Source organism: Oxalobacter formigenes (genome assembly GCF_002127965.1).
In the GTDB taxonomy this organism is placed as follows: domain Bacteria; phylum Pseudomonadota; class Gammaproteobacteria; order Burkholderiales; family Burkholderiaceae_D; genus Oxalobacter; species Oxalobacter formigenes.
Genome location: NZ_CP018787.1, coordinates 2,203,172 through 2,220,818, shown reverse-complemented (window position 1 = coordinate 2,220,818; position 17,647 = coordinate 2,203,172). Strand labels below are relative to the sequence as shown.

Annotated in this window: 15 protein-coding genes and 1 tRNA gene; 6 read left to right on the top strand and 10 right to left on the bottom strand. The window is 48.4% G+C overall.

Features of this window, described 5'->3' with window-relative positions:
• Genes ligA through def form a run of 3 tightly spaced genes read left to right on the top strand, consistent with a single transcriptional unit; the run spans position 1 to position 3,471 of the window.
• Entirely contained in the window at positions 1 to 2,058 is a 2,058-nt protein-coding gene (gene ligA, locus BRW83_RS10520) for an NAD-dependent DNA ligase LigA (protein ID WP_005879507.1), read from the top strand.
• Positions 2,042 to 2,932, top strand: coding sequence for a UTP--glucose-1-phosphate uridylyltransferase GalU (galU, locus tag BRW83_RS10515; RefSeq protein ID WP_005879508.1), 891 nt, complete (start codon positions 2,042 to 2,044; stop codon positions 2,930 to 2,932). Before ligA ends, galU begins: the two co-directional genes overlap by 17 nt.
• Positions 2,933 to 2,934: 2 nt before the next feature.
• The gene (gene def, locus BRW83_RS10510) at positions 2,935 to 3,471 is read left to right on the top strand and encodes a peptide deformylase (RefSeq protein ID WP_005879509.1); all 537 of its coding nucleotides are present in this window, start codon (positions 2,935 to 2,937) and stop codon (positions 3,469 to 3,471) included.
• 26 nt (positions 3,472 to 3,497) lie between these two features.
• On the opposite strand, the gene BRW83_RS10505 is transcribed toward def, so the two are convergent.
• The 3 genes from BRW83_RS10505 to map are packed head-to-tail and all read right to left on the bottom strand — an operon-like array spanning position 3,498 to position 7,669.
• Positions 3,498 to 4,244, bottom strand: coding sequence for a pseudouridine synthase (locus BRW83_RS10505; RefSeq protein WP_005879510.1), 747 nt, complete (start codon positions 4,242 to 4,244; stop codon positions 3,498 to 3,500).
• Between the two features lie 20 nt (positions 4,245 to 4,264).
• The gene (locus BRW83_RS10500; RefSeq protein WP_005879511.1) at positions 4,265 to 6,835 is read right to left on the bottom strand and encodes a [protein-PII] uridylyltransferase; all 2,571 of its coding nucleotides are present in this window, start codon (positions 6,833 to 6,835) and stop codon (positions 4,265 to 4,267) included.
• Between the two features lie 9 nt (positions 6,836 to 6,844).
• On the bottom strand, positions 6,845 to 7,669 hold the full coding sequence (map, locus tag BRW83_RS10495; protein ID WP_257789328.1) for a type I methionyl aminopeptidase: 825 nt from the start codon (positions 7,667 to 7,669) through the stop codon (positions 6,845 to 6,847).
• Between the two features lie 132 nt (positions 7,670 to 7,801).
• Between map and BRW83_RS10490 the strand changes: the two genes are divergently transcribed.
• Positions 7,802 to 7,892: transfer RNA gene (locus tag BRW83_RS10490), tRNA-Ser, on the top strand.
• Between the two features lie 245 nt (positions 7,893 to 8,137).
• Here BRW83_RS10490 and BRW83_RS10485 read toward each other — a convergent pair.
• Both BRW83_RS10485 and BRW83_RS10480 read right to left on the bottom strand, forming a co-directional pair.
• Entirely contained in the window at positions 8,138 to 8,542 is a 405-nt protein-coding gene (locus BRW83_RS10485; RefSeq protein ID WP_086131815.1) for a hypothetical protein, read from the bottom strand.
• Between the two features lie 158 nt (positions 8,543 to 8,700).
• Positions 8,701 to 9,696, bottom strand: coding sequence for a mechanosensitive ion channel family protein (locus BRW83_RS10480; RefSeq protein WP_145815018.1), 996 nt, complete (start codon positions 9,694 to 9,696; stop codon positions 8,701 to 8,703).
• 386 nt (positions 9,697 to 10,082) lie between these two features.
• Between BRW83_RS10480 and BRW83_RS10475 the strand changes: the two genes are divergently transcribed.
• A complete protein-coding gene (locus BRW83_RS10475) occupies positions 10,083 to 10,619 on the top strand; it encodes a hypothetical protein (protein WP_005879514.1) in 537 nt (178 codons plus the stop codon).
• An 83-nt stretch (positions 10,620 to 10,702) separates the two neighbouring features.
• Here the strand turns inward: BRW83_RS10475 and BRW83_RS10470 are convergent, their stop codons facing one another.
• The 5 genes from BRW83_RS10470 to BRW83_RS10450 form a co-directional block, all read right to left on the bottom strand.
• Positions 10,703 to 11,182 carry an AmiS/UreI family transporter gene (locus BRW83_RS10470; RefSeq protein ID WP_036602494.1) on the bottom strand — a complete coding sequence of 160 codons (480 nt, stop codon included), beginning with the start codon at positions 11,180 to 11,182 and terminating at the stop codon, positions 10,703 to 10,705.
• 70 nt (positions 11,183 to 11,252) lie between these two features.
• Entirely contained in the window at positions 11,253 to 11,588 is a 336-nt protein-coding gene (locus tag BRW83_RS10465) for an FmdB family zinc ribbon protein (protein ID WP_005879516.1), read from the bottom strand.
• A gap of 69 nt (positions 11,589 to 11,657) precedes the next feature.
• Positions 11,658 to 12,887 carry a formamidase gene (fmdA, locus tag BRW83_RS10460; RefSeq protein ID WP_005879517.1) on the bottom strand — a complete coding sequence of 410 codons (1,230 nt, stop codon included), beginning with the start codon at positions 12,885 to 12,887 and terminating at the stop codon, positions 11,658 to 11,660.
• A gap of 414 nt (positions 12,888 to 13,301) precedes the next feature.
• On the bottom strand, positions 13,302 to 14,690 hold the full coding sequence (locus BRW83_RS10455; protein WP_005879518.1) for a TIGR00341 family protein: 1,389 nt from the start codon (positions 14,688 to 14,690) through the stop codon (positions 13,302 to 13,304).
• Positions 14,691 to 14,905: 215 nt separating this feature from the next.
• Entirely contained in the window at positions 14,906 to 15,844 is a 939-nt protein-coding gene (locus BRW83_RS10450) for a hypothetical protein (protein ID WP_005879519.1), read from the bottom strand.
• A gap of 369 nt (positions 15,845 to 16,213) precedes the next feature.
• On the opposite strand from BRW83_RS10450, the gene BRW83_RS10445 reads away from it, so the two are divergent.
• Positions 16,214 to 17,623, top strand: coding sequence for a DEAD/DEAH box helicase (locus tag BRW83_RS10445; RefSeq protein WP_005879520.1), 1,410 nt, complete (start codon positions 16,214 to 16,216; stop codon positions 17,621 to 17,623).
• The last annotated feature ends 24 nt before the right edge of the window (positions 17,624 to 17,647 follow it).

Below are 17,647 nucleotides of genomic sequence, written 5' to 3'. Positions count from 1 at the left end.
ATGCAAACGGAATTGTTTGCCGGTGACCAGAATTCCGTATCTTTAGCGGAACAGGCCGCCCGTTTGCGCAGCGAAATCGAGCGTTACAATATTGCCTATTATGTCCTCGATGCGCCGATTGTTCCCGACTCGGAATATGACCGGCTTTTCAGGCAATTGCAGGAACTGGAAAAGGCCCATCCTGAACTGGTCGTTCCCGACTCGCCGACACAACGGGTAGGCGGCTTGCCGCTGGCCCAGTTCGAAAAAGTCGAACACAAAATCCCGATGCTTTCCCTTCAGAATGGCTTGTCTGAAGAAGAGGTCGCCGCCTTCGACAAGCGTATTTCAGATGAACTGGATGGTGAAAATGTCGAATACGAAGCGGAACTCAAGTTTGACGGCCTCGCTGTCAATTTGCGTTATGAAAACGGTCTTCTTGTTCAGGCAGCCACACGTGGAGATGGAACATCCGGTGAAAATATCACCAATAACATCAAAACGGTTCGCACCATACCGCTCAGGCTTTCCGATTTGGCACCTCCCGAGGTACTGGAGGTGAGGGGGGAAGTATTGATGTTCAAAAAGGATTTTCACGACCTGAACCGTCGGCAGCGTGAGAATGAACAGAAAGAATTCGTCAATCCCCGCAATGCAGCGGCAGGGAGTTTGCGCCAGCTTGATTCGCAAATCACAGCGACCCGACAGCTCAGGTTCTTTGCCTATGGATTAGGGGAACTCAAAGGTTCTCCATTGCCACGATCGCAAAGCGCTCTTTTAGACTGGTTCGTGCAACTGGGAATCCCGGTGTGCGATGAGCGCAAAGTAGTCAAAGGCTTCAAAGGCCTGATGGGTTTCTTCAATCGTATCGAAGAAAAACGGGAATCCCTCCCTTATGAAATCGATGGCGTCGTTTACAAGGTCAACAGCATAGCCGAACAGCAAAAACTGGGGTTTATTTCACGTGCACCCCGCTTTGCCATCGCGCATAAATTTCCGGCGCAGGAAGTGTTGACAGAAGTGCTGGATATCGATGTACAGGTGGGACGTACTGGTGCGATTACCCCAGTCGCCCGATTAAAGCCTGTTTTCGTGGGAGGTGTGACCGTAACGAATGCCACGTTGCATAATGAAGATGAAGTGCGGCGAAAAGACGTCCGGATCGGTGATACGGTGATCGTCAGGCGTGCCGGAGACGTCATTCCGGAAGTGCTCGCAGTTGTGCCTGAACGCAGGCAAGCCGATGCGCGTGAATTCGTTATGCCGACAGTCTGCCCTGTTTGCGGATCGCCCATTATCCGTCCTGAAGACGAAGCAATCGCTCGTTGTTCCGGTGGCTGGATAAAATGCCCGGCCCAGAAAAAGGGTGGTCTTCTCCTTTTTGTGTCGAGAAAAGCTCTGGGGATTGAAGGGCTCGGTGAGCAATTAATCGATCAGTTAGTCGATAAAAATGTCATCAATGACGCTGCCGACCTTTACACGCTCGATCTGGAAACCTTGTCTCAACTGGACAGAATGGCCGAGAAATCGGCATCCAACCTGTTAGGTGAACTTGAAAAATCGAAAAAAACGACGTTTGCCCGTTTTTTGTATGCACTTGGAATCAGGCATGTCGGTGAGGCTACTGCGCGGGCTTTGGCCGGGTATTTTGGAAATCTGGCGAATCTCAGACAGGCATCTGAAGAACAATTGCTGGAGGTAGCCGATATCGGGCCGATTGTGGCGGCGTCGATCAAACAGTTCTTTTCGGATGAACGAAATCTGGCGCTTGTTGACAAATTACTGGGCGTCGGGCTTCATTGGCCGGAACATGAAATGAAGGAAAAGCCGGAAGAGCTTCCATTTCAAAACAAAAAATTCGTTTTGACAGGAACCCTTCCTTCATTGACGCGGGACGCAGCGGCTGAAATAATCCGGAATCTGGGAGGAAAAGTCAGCAGTTCCGTTTCCAGAAATACCGATTATGTTCTGGCGGGAAGTGAACCGGGCAGCAAATTGGCGAAAGCCGAAGAACTGGGTGTCCGGGTTATTGATGAAAACGAATTTTTGCAACTTGTAAAAAATGACAAAAGTAACTAAAGCTGTTTTTCCTGTGGCCGGTCTGGGAAGCCGATTTTTGCCGGCAACCAAGGCACAGCCGAAAGAAATGCTTCCGGTCGTGGACAAGCCCCTGATCCAGTACGCTGTCGAAGAGGCGGTGTCAGCGGGTATCAACGAGCTGATTTTCATTACCGGCCGCAATAAAAGGGCCATTGAAGATCATTTCGACAAAGCCTATGAACTGGAAACCGAACTGGAAGCGGCCGGAAAATTGAAACTTCTTGGTTTTATCCAGAATATTCTTCCGAAAAACGTCAATTGTATTTATATCCGGCAGCCTGAACCTCTGGGATTGGGACATGCCGTGCTTTGTGCAAAACCGGTTGTCGGAAACGAACCTTTTGCCGTTTTGCTGGCGGACGATTTCATGAACGTCAGAGAAAATCATCCAACTGTGTTACAGCAGATGACCGGGCTTTATGAAAAGGAATCGAAAAGCATTCTGGCTGTTCAGGAAGTCGAAAGGCAGGATACGAAGCAATACGGTATTGTCGATGCATCGCCTTACCGGACTGATCTCGAATTCGTCAATGCGATTGTCGAAAAACCGGATCCGGCCAATGCGCCATCAACACTGGCTGTCGTGGGGCGTTATATACTCAATCCGGGCATTTTCGATTGTCTTGAAAAAATCGGCAAGGGGTCCGGTGGGGAGATTCAGCTGACAGACGGTATCTCCAAACTGATCGAAAAGGAAGATGTCTGCGCCTATCATTTTGAAGGACAGCGCTTCGATTGCGGGTCGAAAATCGGTTATCTGAAAGCGACCGTTACCATGGGCCTGAAACATCCGGAAGTGATGTCGGAATTCAGGCGCTTTATCGCTGACGCCCATTTGATGGAGAAGGAATAAAAATGGCCGTAAGAAAAATTTTGAAAATGGGAGATTCACGCCTGTTGCGTGAATCCGAACCGGTCAAACAGTTCAATACGCCTGAACTGAACCAGCTGATCGAAGATATGTATGAAACAATGTATGCCGCTGACGGGGCCGGTCTGGCTGCGCCTCAAATCGGCATTAATCAGCGTGTGGTCATTTTCGGCTATGACGAAAACAACCGTTATCCTGACGCGCCCCCTGTTCCGAAGACGGTACTGATCAATCCGGTTATCCGGCCTTTGTCAGATGAAATCGATGCAGGATGGGAAGGATGCCTGTCCATTCCGGGAATGCGCGGGATCGTGCCGAGATGGGCCAAAATCCACTATGAAGGCTTTGACCAGTTCGGCAATAAAATCAGCCGTAATGCCGACGGGTTTCACGCACGGGTCGTTCAACATGAATGCGACCATCTGGACGGGATACTTTATCCGTTCAGGATAGACGACCTGGGCCTGTTCGGCTTTTCCGAAGGTTTCGATAACGACGATTCTGAAGAGCTGGACGACTGAGGAAAGACCGGGAAAAGAGTTTGAATTCAGAACTTCTCTTCCGGTCTCAGATAGCGCCATTGTCCAGTCGGCAAATCGCCCAGCCTGACGTTGCCGATACGGATTCTTTTCAGGCCGATTACCCTTAGTCCGACCGCTTCGCACATTCTGCGAATCTGGCGCTTTTTCCCTTCCCGCAAGACAAACCGTAACTGATCGTCGTTTTGCCATTCGACTTTGGCTGGCAAAAGCGCTTTTCCGTCCAGTTTCAAACCGTGCCTGAGCATGTTGAGTTCGCTATCCGGCAAACGTCCGGGTCTGGTATATTTCACGCGTACCAGATATTCCTTGTCTGTGGGCGAGTTCTCGCCGATCAGGTGTTTGGCTATCCGGCCGTCCTGTGTCAGGACAAGCAGCCCGACGGAATCGATATCCAGCCGCCCGGCCGGAACCAGACTGCGCAATTGCGAAGGCCTGAATTTTTCTTTTGACGGGTCATCTTTCCAGTGCGTGTCTTCACTGATTAAGGCAACTGCCGGTTTGTAGCCGTCTTCTGCCTGCCCGCTGACGTATCCCATTGGTTTATTGATCAGGATGGTGACGCGACGTGACTGTTCCTGCGAAGCCTGTTTTTCGATGGTGATTTTCTGATGGGGCAATACCTTGCTCCCCAGCTGCGAGACGACTTTCCCGTCGACCTTGACCCATCCCTTTTCGATCCATTCATCGGCTTCACGCCTCGAACTGATTCCCAGTTCGGACATACGTTTGGAGAGGCGGACAGGTTCACTCATTATTTATCATTCCCAAAAATTCAGTTGACTCTCAAAACATCGATCATATCTGTCTCGAACTGGATCTGGATACGGGGATGCTGGAGCATTTCGCTATCGATCAGGAAAACGTCTTCAATGCGTTCTCCCAAAGTCATGATTTTAGCAGTATGCAGGTTGACCTTGTAGCGGGAAAAGACCAGTGCAATGGCATACAGCAGTCCGGGACGGTCATTGGCCGTGACCGACAGGACGAAATTCTTTCCGCTTGCGTCCGGTCTCAAATCCAGCGTCGGGGCAATCGGGAAAGAGCGGGATTTCCGGGAAAGCCGGGTTTGCAGGGGCGGCGGGAGAGGTGCTGTCGTTCTCAACAGTTCCATCAGTTCATGTTCAACCAGCGTGATGATGTCGCGATAGTTTTTTTCAAATCCCTGTTTCGTTACCAGAAAAGTATCGAGTGCGTAATCGTGGTTTGTCGTGTGGATTTTCGCATCCAGAATGCTGAAATTCTTTCGTGCGAAATAGCTGCAGATCAGCGCGAACAGATCGGGGCGGTCAAGCGTGTAAACCGTAACCTGCAAGCCTTCCCCGATCGGAGAGAGACGGCACTTGATGACGGGTTCTGCCGCGTTGCTACGGTAATATAACGTCCGCGTTTGCCATGCGATATCGGACGCGTCATGACGCAGGAAATAAACGATGTCGAGCTGTTTCCAGAATTCATCCTCGGCATGTTCGGGCAGGCCATACAGCCGCAGTGTGGTCTGAGCCTCTTTCTGTCGGATTTTAAGCTCGTGATCGACCGAGATGTCTTCACCACCGAGTACGCGCAGGGTGAGATGGAAAAGGTCTTCCATCAGTTTGCTTTTCCATGCGTTCCAGATTTGCGGGTTGGTACCGCGTATGTCGGCAACCGTCAGGAGAAACAGGGCCATGAGGTGACGCTCATCCCTGACGATATCGGCAAAATGGCGGATCGTCTCGGGATCGGACAAGTCTTTTTTCTGGGCAACCTGTGACAGGGTCAGATGCTCTTTTACCAGAAAAACGACCAGTTCCGTGTCCTCTTCAGACAATCCATGTTGTTCGCAAAATTCCCTTGCGTCTTCCATGCCTAAAATGGAATGGTCTCCGCCCCTGCCTTTGGCAATATCGTGAAAAAGAGCTGCAATATACAAAAGCCAGGGTTTGGAAAAACCGGCCATCAACTGGCTGCACAAGGGATTTTCATGAGCGTATTCCGTCAGGGAAAAACGGTGTACGTTGGATACGACAGTCAGGATATGCTGGTCGACAGTGTATTGGTGAAACAGGTCGTGCTGCATCTGTCCGACGATCTTTCCGAAATTCGGCAAATAGCGGCCGAGAATCCCCAGCTCGTTCATATGTTGCAAGGCTCTTGCAACGAAGCGGGGCGACTGCATGATCTGAAGAAAAATACGGCGATTGGCCGGGTCGCTTCTGAATTTGTCGTCGATATGAATGCGGGCATGCCACAGGTTGCGGAGCGTCCGTGCCGTCATGTTTTTCAGGTCTGTACTGTCAGACAGTAAAAGGAAAACTTCCAGCAACGCGGAAGGATGATTCACGAAAACATCGTCATCGACGATATCGATCAGGCCGTTCACGTCGTTGAACCGCTCGTTGATCTTGTTCGCCTGATAGGGTTTCGGAAAAAGCCATGCACGCATGTTTTGCAGCAGGATCATATTGAGCTGCACAACTGTATGGGCGGCACGGTAATATTGCTGCATCATGTGTTCGCTGGCACGGCGGGAATCGAGCGGCTGGCCGTTTTCCCTGAAATCAAAGGTTTTGGCAACCGGAATCTGGACGTCAAACAGCAGTTTATCTTCACAGCGCTGTGTCTGGATATGCAGGCGGATACGGATGTCCTTGAATGCCTCTTCCGTTTTTTTCAACTGTTGCGCTTCCGATGGAGTCAGAAGTCCACGACGGGCGAGCTGGTTCCATGAGTGGCCGAGTTTTGCCGCTTTTGCTGTCCATAGAATGACCTGAAGGTCCCGCAGTCCACCCGGACTTTCCTTGCAGTTGGGTTCCAGGCTATAAGGCGTATCGCCGAACTTGACGTGACGCTGGCGCGTTTCCAGCATTTTCGCGATGAAAAATGCCGAAGGGTTCATTTGAGCGTTATACCGCTCCCTCATCAGCTGGAACAACTTGCGGTTTCCCGTGATATAGCGGGCTTCCAGCAGGCTGGTCTGGACGGTAATGTCATTAGCCGATTCTTCCAGACATTCGTCAATCGTCCGGACGCTGTGCCCGATCGTCAGTCCCAATGTCCAGAACAACTGGATGAGCGATTCCAGTTTTGCCTGCAAGGCCTGATCCGGACTTTCCTCCAGCAGGATCAGGACATCAACATCCGAATAAGGATAGAGCTCGCCACGGCCATAACCGCCCACGGCAATCAGGACAGAACCGTTTGGCAGGTCAAGGTTTTTCCATGCCTCACCCAAAACCTGATCGACGTTCTTGCAAAGCGTTTTCAGCAGCTGTTGCGGGAGAGGATGTTCCCTGTAATCGGCAATAGCCGACTCCCGCAATTGCGTCAAACGCTTTTTCAGTGAAACGTCGAGTCTGTTCGGCACGATATGAGGTTATTTCTTTTTGGCAAAATTGGGAGGTGACGGCATATCGGGAGAGACCGTCAATACTTCATACCCGGTATCCGTCACCAGAATCGTATGCTCCCATTGGGCAGAGAGACTTCTGTCCTTCGTCCTGATTGTCCAGCCGTCCGGCATGGCGCGAATGGATTTGCCGCCTGCGTTGATCATCGGTTCGATTGTAAAGATCATGCCGGGTTTCAGTTCTGCCAGTGTACCGCGACGGCCGTAATGCAGGACCTGAGGTTCCTCATGGAATTCAAGACCGACGCCATGACCACAGAATTCACGCACGACACTGTAACCGGCGTTTTCGGCATAATCCTGAATGACATAACCGATATCGCCCAGATGGGCACCGGGTTTCACTTCCATAATGCCAAGCCACATACATTCATACGTGATTTTCGCGAGGCGTTTGGCCATAATCGACGGTTCGCCAGCGAAATACATCCGGCTGGTATCACCGAAGTACCCGTCCTTGATGACCGTGATATCGATATTGATGGAATCGCCTTTTTTCAGCAGTTTGTTGAAATTGGGAATGCCGTGACAGACCACATCGTTCAATGAAATACAGGTTGCATTGGGATAAGGGGTATAGCCGGGTGGACAATAATTCAGCGGTGCCGGAATGGCGTCATGTGCAATGATGAATTCATGACAAAGCTTGTCGAGCTCGCCCGTGCTGACACCCGGTTTGACAAAAGGGGCGACGTAATCAAGCACTTCGGCTGCAAGCTGGCTGGCTTTTCGGATGCCTTCGATTTGTTCGGCGTTTTTGATGGGAATAATAGCCATTGTGATCGTGTATATGCGGAGAATGGATTCAAAACATTATTATAAGCCACACGCAAAAAGAAGGATAAAAACACGATTGATATGGCACTAGGTATCCGGAATGTTTCCTGCTATAATTTTGAGCTCGACAGATTGTCGCTCAAAAACGGAAAGGTGGCAGAGTGGTCGAATGCGCCGGACTCGAAATCCGGTATACGGTAACCCCGTATCCAGGGTTCAAATCCCTGCCTTTCCGCCAGTATATAAGGCCTGCAGGAAATATTCTCAGGATCTTTTCCCTGTTTTTCACTCAATATCTCACAGCTCTTGAATATCTGCGGAAATGCCTATCTTTTTTGTATTTGAGATAGATGGGGATGTCAGTTCACAATGTTTTCATCCATTGATAATGGTTCGCCTTTACCATATCGAAAGTCATGAACAGTCAAACGAAGCGTACTGAAATTTTTCAGTACGCTTCGTTATTTTGAAGCTCAAGAGAAATTAATTGTTTTGCATGGATTCATTTCTGGCATCGCGAGCTTTTTGATGTGCACCGGATATGTTGCTTTTCCTTTCCATCATGCCATCTCTCTGTTTTTGACGGGCCGCTTTGGAGGCCGGATCTCTTTTGGCTTTTTTATGTGCCCCCGCTATTTCTTTTTCTCTTTCCATCCTGCCTTCTTTTTGTTGCTGCCGGGCTTTTCTTGTTGCAGGATCTCTTTGTGCTTTTTTATGGGCTCCTGCCACGTTCTCTTTTCTCGAACGGATGCCGTCTGCTTGTTGTTGTCGCATTTCAGCACGACTCGGATTATTGCCGACTGACGCATCTGATGAATCCTGGGCATGAGCTATCCCAAGACAGGCTGCCAAAGGTATTGATACAAGAGCCAATATTACTTTTTTCATGAAACACTTCCTCCATTGGTGATTGAAAACAGGCAAACTTGCTCTGCGCTGATACTTGCAGTCCTTCATAAAAACGATGCACTTATTTTTAATGATTTTGTCGGGTATCAGTTTATGTTTTATCAATTTGCCTCAGGTAATGGTTTTCAACTGAATTCTCAGGTTTTGGTTTCCTGATCCAGAATGACTGTCTGCGTCGGATAAGGCATTTGTGAACCGTTTTTCTGCACGATGTCGATGATTGAAAGATAAACGTCTTCCTGTACTTGCAGCCATTCTTTCCAGACGGTTGTCTTCGTAAAACAATAGACGAGTATGTTCAGGGATGAAGCGCCGATCTGGTTGAAGCTGACGACGAGTGGTTGCTTTTGGTCGATACCCTCGTTTTTCTCGAGCATGTCTTTTATCTGGCTGATGATGGGTTTTATCTTGCTGGAATCGTCAGCAAGAATGCCGATGGAAAAATTGATTCGCCAGTTCAGCATTCTCCCGGGGTTTTCGACGGAGATCGACGAAAACAGATAGTTGGGAACGTATAAGGGCCGGTTCTGGAAAGTCATGATTTTCGTGATTCTCCATCCGATTTCGACGACGGTTCCCTCTATCTGTCGATCGGGGGAACGTATCCAGTCGCCGATGTTGAATGGACGATCGAAATAAAGCATGACGCCTGAAAAAAGATTGGAGAGAATATCTTTACCGGCCAGACCGATGGCAATGCCGCCGATGCCTCCGAAGGTCAGCAAGCCCGCAAAGCTGAGGCCAAAATGTTCACCGAATACCAGCAGGATGGAGATCACACTGACGATTTTTATGGCTTTGGTAATAAACTGTGCCGACGTTGTATTTCTTCCGGTATTGACAAGATATTTTCTGAACTGGTCGGCGAAGACAAACGATTCCTTGATGGAAAGGGCGACAACGGCCAGAAGATATAAAAAGCTGATTTCTTTTGGTGTGATAAACGTGATGTGATGGATTTCGATGAAGCGTCTCAGCAGTTTGCTGATCAGGTAAAGCAGAAAGAAGGCAATCGCCACACGCGTAATGTGAAAGGGAATTTTGTTGCGAAATCTTTTCATGCGCAGGCCCAGGTAGGCAATTGCCAGAACTCCCATAAGGGCAAGAATGGCTACCAGATGCTGATCAGTCATGGTACTGACCAGAAATACCGTGTCGAGGCTTGTTAATTTTTCTTCCATCATGTAGCTCAGAAAATGTGAATCGATGTTTTCCGGCGGGTATTCGGAAATTGGCTCATCCCGGTGTGTCATATGGTGGAGGAACAGAATTCGTCACCACTGTTGAGTACCATTTTATTGAGAGATGTAAAGCGTCATTTATTTTTTGTTAAAAGACGTGAAGATGAGATAAATGGGGGCAAGGTCCCATGACTGCTACCTAAGCCCGAAAACCAGTTTGGGAGATATTCGGGTGTAAGTGGCAACTGCCAAAAAATTTTCATGGACCGGCGAATATGATTCATAATGAAACGACATGGAACAAACCGCCAGTCTCATCCGGGAATAAGGGAGGTCAGATGATAGTTGAGGAATCGTTTGGAAACTTCGTTAACGTCTATGTTGACGGTTACGTTTTTACTGCTGATCGCGAAAAGCGTCATTGGGAATTTGGTGACGGAAACAACTCATCTGAGCGTGTACAGGCTGAATCATCCAGACGAGCCATGACGTCTGATGAATTCAGGACGCACTACCGGAATATCTGCAATGCTGTTGCCGGGTGGGACAGCCAGCACTGGAAATATCGCTATAACGTGGTGGCGATGGAGGGGAGTTCCACACAGATGCTTCAGGATGTTTTCGATCATGTCGAGGAAATGATCGCCAAAAGTGGCGCGGAGCAGGACAGAAGCAAATGTGAAACGGTCCTGAAAACATATGCCTCACGTCCGATGATCCGCTCTAACGGCATACGGATCATGAAATATATTGTCGATACAGAAGACGTGAACAGGCGCCGTATTGTGTATCAAATGGATGAATTGACGCCGTTTGAGATCGAATCGCTGGTTCCATCAGAAGTCTTGCAACATTCGGTTAACAGAAAAAAATGAGTTTTTTCGATTTGCTTTTTTGAAAGCCGCACCAGACGCCTTTGTTTTTTGGCTGTTTTTTTGATTGAAGAAACAGAGTCTGTTCACCACTTGCCGGCCAACATGAGAAAACCGGGAATCCATGCTGTCAGGATGCCTTCGACGATGGCAAGATAGGGTACGAATTTGCCCAGGTTTTTTTGTAGCGTTCCTTCGATGAAACCGGTAAACCAGAGAATTCCCCATGCGATCCAGATGACAGTCATGCGCATGTCATCCGAAGCGACCAGCATGGCACAGGGAATGGTATTGATGGCGACAAACAGGGAGTATATGCCATAGGGTTTCAGGTTCAGGTTGAAAATATTGTTCGCGGCGACAAAAAGATAGGTGAAGGCAAATAGCAGCCCAGTGCCTGCCGCATAATAATCCCCTTTGTAAATAGCAACGAAATTGATGAAGGTGAGCAGGAAACCGACAATGACGTTTAACGCTGCCGTGGATTTTTTGTCCACTTTCAAAAGTTGGCAGGCGCCATTGTTGATCAGTACGATTCCGACGAAAAGCAAAGTCACTCCAAGCATGGGGAACCTCCTTCGAATATTCCCTGTCCTCTTGCTCGACAGGGAATGGATTGGGCTCGTTTATTGAATGTCAGTGCGAAATCATCCAGGGGCGTGAACCACCTGTTTTAAGGGCTTTTTCGGATGTTGCCGTGGATTTTTTGTTTGTAAAGCAGCAACTGCAGCCTGCACCGTGAACACTGGATTTGTACTGTTCCAGTGTTTTCGGTTCATGTCGGCTTCGTTCGTTTACCTCATGCATCGTCACGGTTTGTTTCCCAAGCCATGTGGTTCCCGGTGCAGAATGGATAACCCGTTTTGCATCGGTTTGACATGCAGGACAGCACGTCGGTGAATTCCTTTCATCAAGGGGGCGCAGGACGGTAAAAATACCGCAGCTCTTACATTCGTATTCATACATGGGCATATTGACCTCCTGTAAACCGGTTTTCATTCTTTACGGACAGGCAAACCTGTCCGTTGACGATTTATCAGCTCAGTCGTATGAAATAGGCATATTGATACTGCCATCAAGATATTTCACAGGGCCGGATGCATTTGGCCTGATGTCAAATTCAAAGATTTGTGTCGGCAGCCACAGGGTCGCACAGGAATTCGGAATATCGACAACCCCGCTGAAATGTCCCTGAACCGGAGCGGACCCCAGAATGGAATAGCCTTGCGCTCCGGAAAAACCGAATTTTTTCAGGTATTCAATCGCATTCAGACAAGCCTGTTTATAGGCGACATTGGCATCCAGATAGTATTGTTTTCCGTCCGAATCCACTGATATACCTTCGAAAATCAGGTAATCATTGTAGTTTGGCGTCAGCGGGCCCGGTTTGAAGACTGGGTTTTTGATACCATATTTGGACATGCCGTCCTTGATCAGTTCGACTCGCATATGCACCCAGCCACCTGCCATTTCAATGGCACCACAGAAAGTGATTTCACCGTCGCCTTGCGCGAAATGGAGATCGCCGACGGAGAGTCCTGCCCCATCTACATATACGGGAAAGTAAATGCGCGATCCTTTGGAGAGGTCCTTGATATCGCAATTGCCCCCGTGCTCGCGGGGAGGGACGGTTCGGGCCGCTTCCGCTGCCGCTTTATCACGGGCCTCGCCTTTCATTTTCCCCATATGCGCGGTTCTTGAAACGGGTGGATTGGCCAGAGGAGGAACACGATCCGGATCAGTCGCAATCAGTCCGAGTTCACGTTTGTTCCAGGTTTTCAAAAGATCATGAGATGGAAGGCAACCGATCAGGCCCGGATGAATTTGTCCCGCGAATCTGACGCCCGGGATATGGCGTGAGGTAGTGTATATCCCGTGAAAATCCCAGATGGACTTTTGTGCCATCGGAAACTCATCTGTCAAAAAACCGCCGCCATTCTTTTTTGCAAAGAAGCCGTTAAAACCCCAGGGCACTTCTTCCTTGGCACCAAGATCAAGCAGGTCGACCACGAGAAGGTCACCCGGTTGTGCACCCTTAACACCAACCGGGCCAGACAGATAGTGAACGATAGTCAGATCCAGGTCCCGCACATCATCCGCACTGTCGTTGTTTCCGATGGCACCCCCGGTCCAGTCATAGGTTTCAAGTACGAAATCATCGCCGGGACTGACCCAGCAGGCCATGGGGATATCCGGATGCCAGCGGTTATGGATCTGTTCGTTCTGTGTCGCCGGTTGCTTGAGATCGACTTTGATGAGTGTTTGTGTCATGGCGAAACTCCTTTAGTTGATTGTCAGAAAGGCACCTTTTGATAGCCTGAAGACGCCACTTCGCCAGCAGATCGTCGGCATTTGTTCGTAGTCAGGTTAAATGCCCTGCATGCTTGCCCGGTTTTTCGGAAAAACCGGGCAAAAGATGGTTCTGTTAACTTCGGAGATACAGTTGCTTGTAGAGCGTGTTGAAATCTTTCAGACTTAATGAATATATAACATTTACAAATAAAACAATATCGGAATTGATTCCATGTTTGATATTTATATGTTTCTTTTCGCCAGCCGACACTTGAAAGCTGTGTGAACCAAAGAAAAGGTGCCACCTTAAAATAGTGATCTTATAAGAGGCTGTCTTGTTCTTGCCGGTTTTTTCCCTGTTAATGATTTATTGTTTTTTTTGAAAGTATGAAATTACCGGTTCACAAAAATAATCTGGACATTCTGTGACTGGAAACGGTATTTCATCCATTTTTCGATTTTCTTTTTGACGTCTTTTTTCAACACTTTCTTGCTGAGGACGATGACTGTCGGAACCTCGCTGAATTTGTTTTCGGCGCTCTGTTTTGAGATATAGGCGTCAGCGAAAAACAGTTCATTGACATCGGGATACTGGATGTACACCTCATCTGCAATGCCTTTGTACAGCGTTTCTTTTTCTTCTTTCGCTTTTTGCGCTGCAGATTGGGCTTCGGCCTGTATGGTTTCAAGAATCTGTTCTTTTTTTTGCGCTTCCTGATTGTTGTTTGCGAGGATATCTTTTGCCAAAGCAGTCCTGATGGCATTGATGTCCTGTTCGTGAACGCCGACCTGTTTCAATTCCAGTTTTGTATCGGGCAGTCCATATTTTGCCAGGCTCTTGCGGATGTCTTCCACGGTCTGTTCATTCAATTCATGTCCGACCAAAACGACACTGATGGTTTTGTTCTTATAGGAAGACTTGTAGTCAACCGGAAAAGTGTTATCGAACACCAGTTCTTTTGAAATGAACGTGGATACGTTGGAATTGAATATCTGGTTGTTGACAAAATTGACGGCGATGAAAACACTGGGAATGCAACTGACAAAAACGACGGTGAGCAGAAAAGCCTTCAATCGGAACTGGAGTTTTTCATTGATTTTTCGTCTTGCCTCAGGGCTGATGAACCAGACAACCAGAACAGATGACAGGGCGATATAAATACAGTTGAGCAGGAAAAGATAGGAGGCTCCCAGAAAGTAAGACATGTTTCCGTGCACAAAACCGTAGGCGGCTGTACAGACCGGTGGCATCAATGCGGTAGCAATGGCAACGCCGGGAATGACGTTCGATTTTTCTTTTCGGGTCAGCCCGATAATTCCGGCCAGTCCGCCGAATACAGCGATCAACAGATCCCATATGTTCGGTGACGTGCGAGAGAGCAATTCCGACTGGGCTTCATTTAACGGTGTGACGTAGAAATAAATGGCCGACGTAATGAAACTGATGATGGTTGCGATTGCCAGATTTTTCAGGGCTTTGTGAATCAGGCGAAAATCGTAAATGCCGACACCGTACCCGATTCCCATGATCGGGCCCATCAGCGGTGAAATAAGCATGGCGCCGATGACGACAACGGCAGAGTTGATGTTAAGACCGATGGATGCAATCAGAATGGCACACATCAGTGTCCACAAGTACGTTCCGTTCAGTTCGACCCCACTTCGGATGTTATGGTCGATCTGGTCGTCATCGGCCTGATCCGTGCGCAGGCTGAAGCGTGTCACAAAGGCCTTTTTGATTCTGGAGAGGATATCCCCGATATCCGATGTGGAATTGTCCATTATGAAAAATGAAAAAAGTGGTGGATCAAACGGTTCTTTGTAAAGACGCTGCCGGGACACTCGTTTTTGAAGGATTACCAGTTAAAACGGCTGTGTGTCTGACAGCACTCTTTATGAACAGTTTTATGACAGAAAGGGACGCGGGGGTGTTGAGAAAAATCAGGGGAAAAATGAAAGGCGGATGCTGTTTGAAAAAACGGATTCCGTTTTTCTTTTCAGACTTCTTTTTTGGCGGGATCGACGAGGCCAGCCTTGATATTCTTACGCTGTTTCCAGAGTTGCCAGGAATTGATGATGTTTTGCCAGACGACGTAAGAACCGGCACCGATAGCAGTAATCGGGCTCATGTAAACATGGGCCATCCAGATGGCGAGAATGGTATTTTTCTGGCCGAGCGACTGTCCTCCGCTAATGCGTTCACGATATCGGCTGCCGATTCTTTTTCCAATGTAAAACTGCAAACAGCAGACAGCCCCGGCTGCCAGGGCAATCCAGATTTCCGTCCATCCGTCTTCAGGTTCGTTGACAAGCGTATTGACGGTTTGTGCCATGACGACGATCAGGGCCACCGCCCAGAGGTAAAAGGCGGTTTCGTTATAGCTGGTCAGTATTTTATGAATGCCCGGGGTAAAACGACGCAACAGGATTGCAGCAATGAACGGGCAAATCAAAAGAGGAAAAACTTTCTGAAGGATAATGAGGAACGCCATCGAAAAACTCATTTCATGGCTTAATGGATGAATGAGTGGGAAAAGGGCCGGTGCGGCGATGGCGGTTCCGAGATTGGCCAAAAGGGTGTAACTGATCAGACTGCCCGCACTTCCACCCAGTTTGTCCGTAATGACAGCCGCAGCAGTGGCGGTTGGTGCAATAACGCAAATGAAAGCGCCTTCCGCAACCAGAACATTCAAAGGGCTCAAAACAGAGTAAACCGCAATGGCACCACCGATCTGGATGACGAGCAACCAGATATGCACGGGTCTGAATTTCAAATCTTCGAGGGGAACTTTACAAAAAGTCAGCAGTAACATTGTAAAGATAAGATAAGGTGTCAGAAATGACAGGTTCCTGAAAATCGGGAATCCGATGCCGCCTGCCAGCATGGCTAAAGGCAGTGTCCAGTTTTTGAGAAAGACAAGCAAAGGGGAAAGCATGGAATAGACTGCTGGTGATTATGTGAGTACAGGAAAGATTTTATACCTTCCCTGGTGGATACAAAAGGAAGAGAGGAAAGACAGTGTATTGGGATTGAATGATTTTGTAAAAATCAAAAATCTGTATTCAGAATTTTCACAAGGCGCACGACCTGAAAAAAGCGTGGTCCGGTTGAAAATCGAAGAGGCCGAATGGAAGGGATGTATAAGCTTGATATAAGGCTTTTCAGACGGAATAAGACAAAAGCCTGCTTTTTGAAGTCCGTCTATCGTACAATACATCTTTCCGGATTTATTTCGTCGGTAAGGGCGAATCGCAATATCCCCCTTATACCGGTTGCAAGTTTTATATAAAGAAATCAAGTAGTTATGTCAGATATACCGCAAAAGACGACCCAAACTGGTTCAGACAAAAAATTTGAGGATTTCGGTTTGTCTCCGGATATTCTCAAGGCACTGGATGATTTGGGATATGTTTCTCCCACCCCGATTCAGGTTCAGGCGATTCCCCTTGTGCTGGAAGGCAAGGATGTGATGGGCGCAGCGCAGACCGGGACGGGAAAAACGGCCGGTTATTCTCTTCCGATGCTCCAGTCTTTGCTGTTTTCAGCCAATACCAGTATGTCGCCCGCGCGTCATCCCGTCAGGGCTCTGATACTGGTGCCGACACGTGAACTGGCGGATCAGGTATTTGAAGATGTCAAACGATATGCCAAATACACGCCAGTTAAATCTGCGGTAGTTTTCGGTGGTGTCGATATTTCATCCCAGACCAGTATTCTTCGCGCCGGTGTTGAAATCCTCATTGCCACTCCGGGACGGCTGCTGGATCACGTTCAGCAAAAAAACGTCAATCTTTCACACACACAGATTCTGGTTCTGGATGAAGCGGACAGAATGCTGGACATGGGATTTTTGCCCGATTTGCAGCGTATCGTGAATCTGTTGCCGAAACAGCGGCAGAATCTGCTTTTCTCAGCCACTTTTTCCAATGACATCAAAAAACTGGCCAGAAGTTTCATGAAAGATCCAGTTACAGTGGAAGTCGCAAGGCAGAATGCCACGGCTGAAAATGTGAAACAGACCGTTTACCGGATCGAGGAAAGTGAAAAAAACGCCGCGGTTGAACATCTGTTAAAAGACAGGAATCAGGAACAGGTCCTCATTTTTTCGAATACCAAAGCGGGAGCGTCCCGTCTGGCAAGACAGCTGGAACGAAAGGGGATGAAGGCTTCCGCCATTCATGGCGACAAGACGCAGGCTGAAAGAATGGCGACGCTGGAAGCGTTCAAATCGGGCTCAATCGATATTCTCGTGGCAACTGATGTGGCTGCACGCGGTTTGCATATTGAAGAGCTGCCCTGCGTGATCAATTTCGATTTGCCTTTCGTGGCTGAAGATTACGTTCACCGTATTGGTAGAACGGGTCGGGCCGGCTCCAAAGGAGAAGCGATTTCCTTGTATTCGGAAAAAGACGAACGCTTGCTGAAAGAAATTGAAAAATTGACGAAACGCCAGTTGCCACTGGAAAAACTTACGGATTTTGAACGTGAAAAGCATGTTTCCCCAGAAACGGGAGGGACAGCTTACGGCAAACGGTTCGACCGCAGTCCCTATAAATCGGTCGGGTTGGAAAAGAAGAGCAAAGACCCCTGGTTCGATCAGCCTTATGTGCCATCAGCCACCAAATCGGATAAAGAGTCGGAGAAGCCGGCTTTGAAAACGGTTAAAAAACCGATTGCCGCTTTGCTGGGCGGATTGCCGAAACCGAAAAAATAAAATCGATTTTTCCCTGTTAAACTC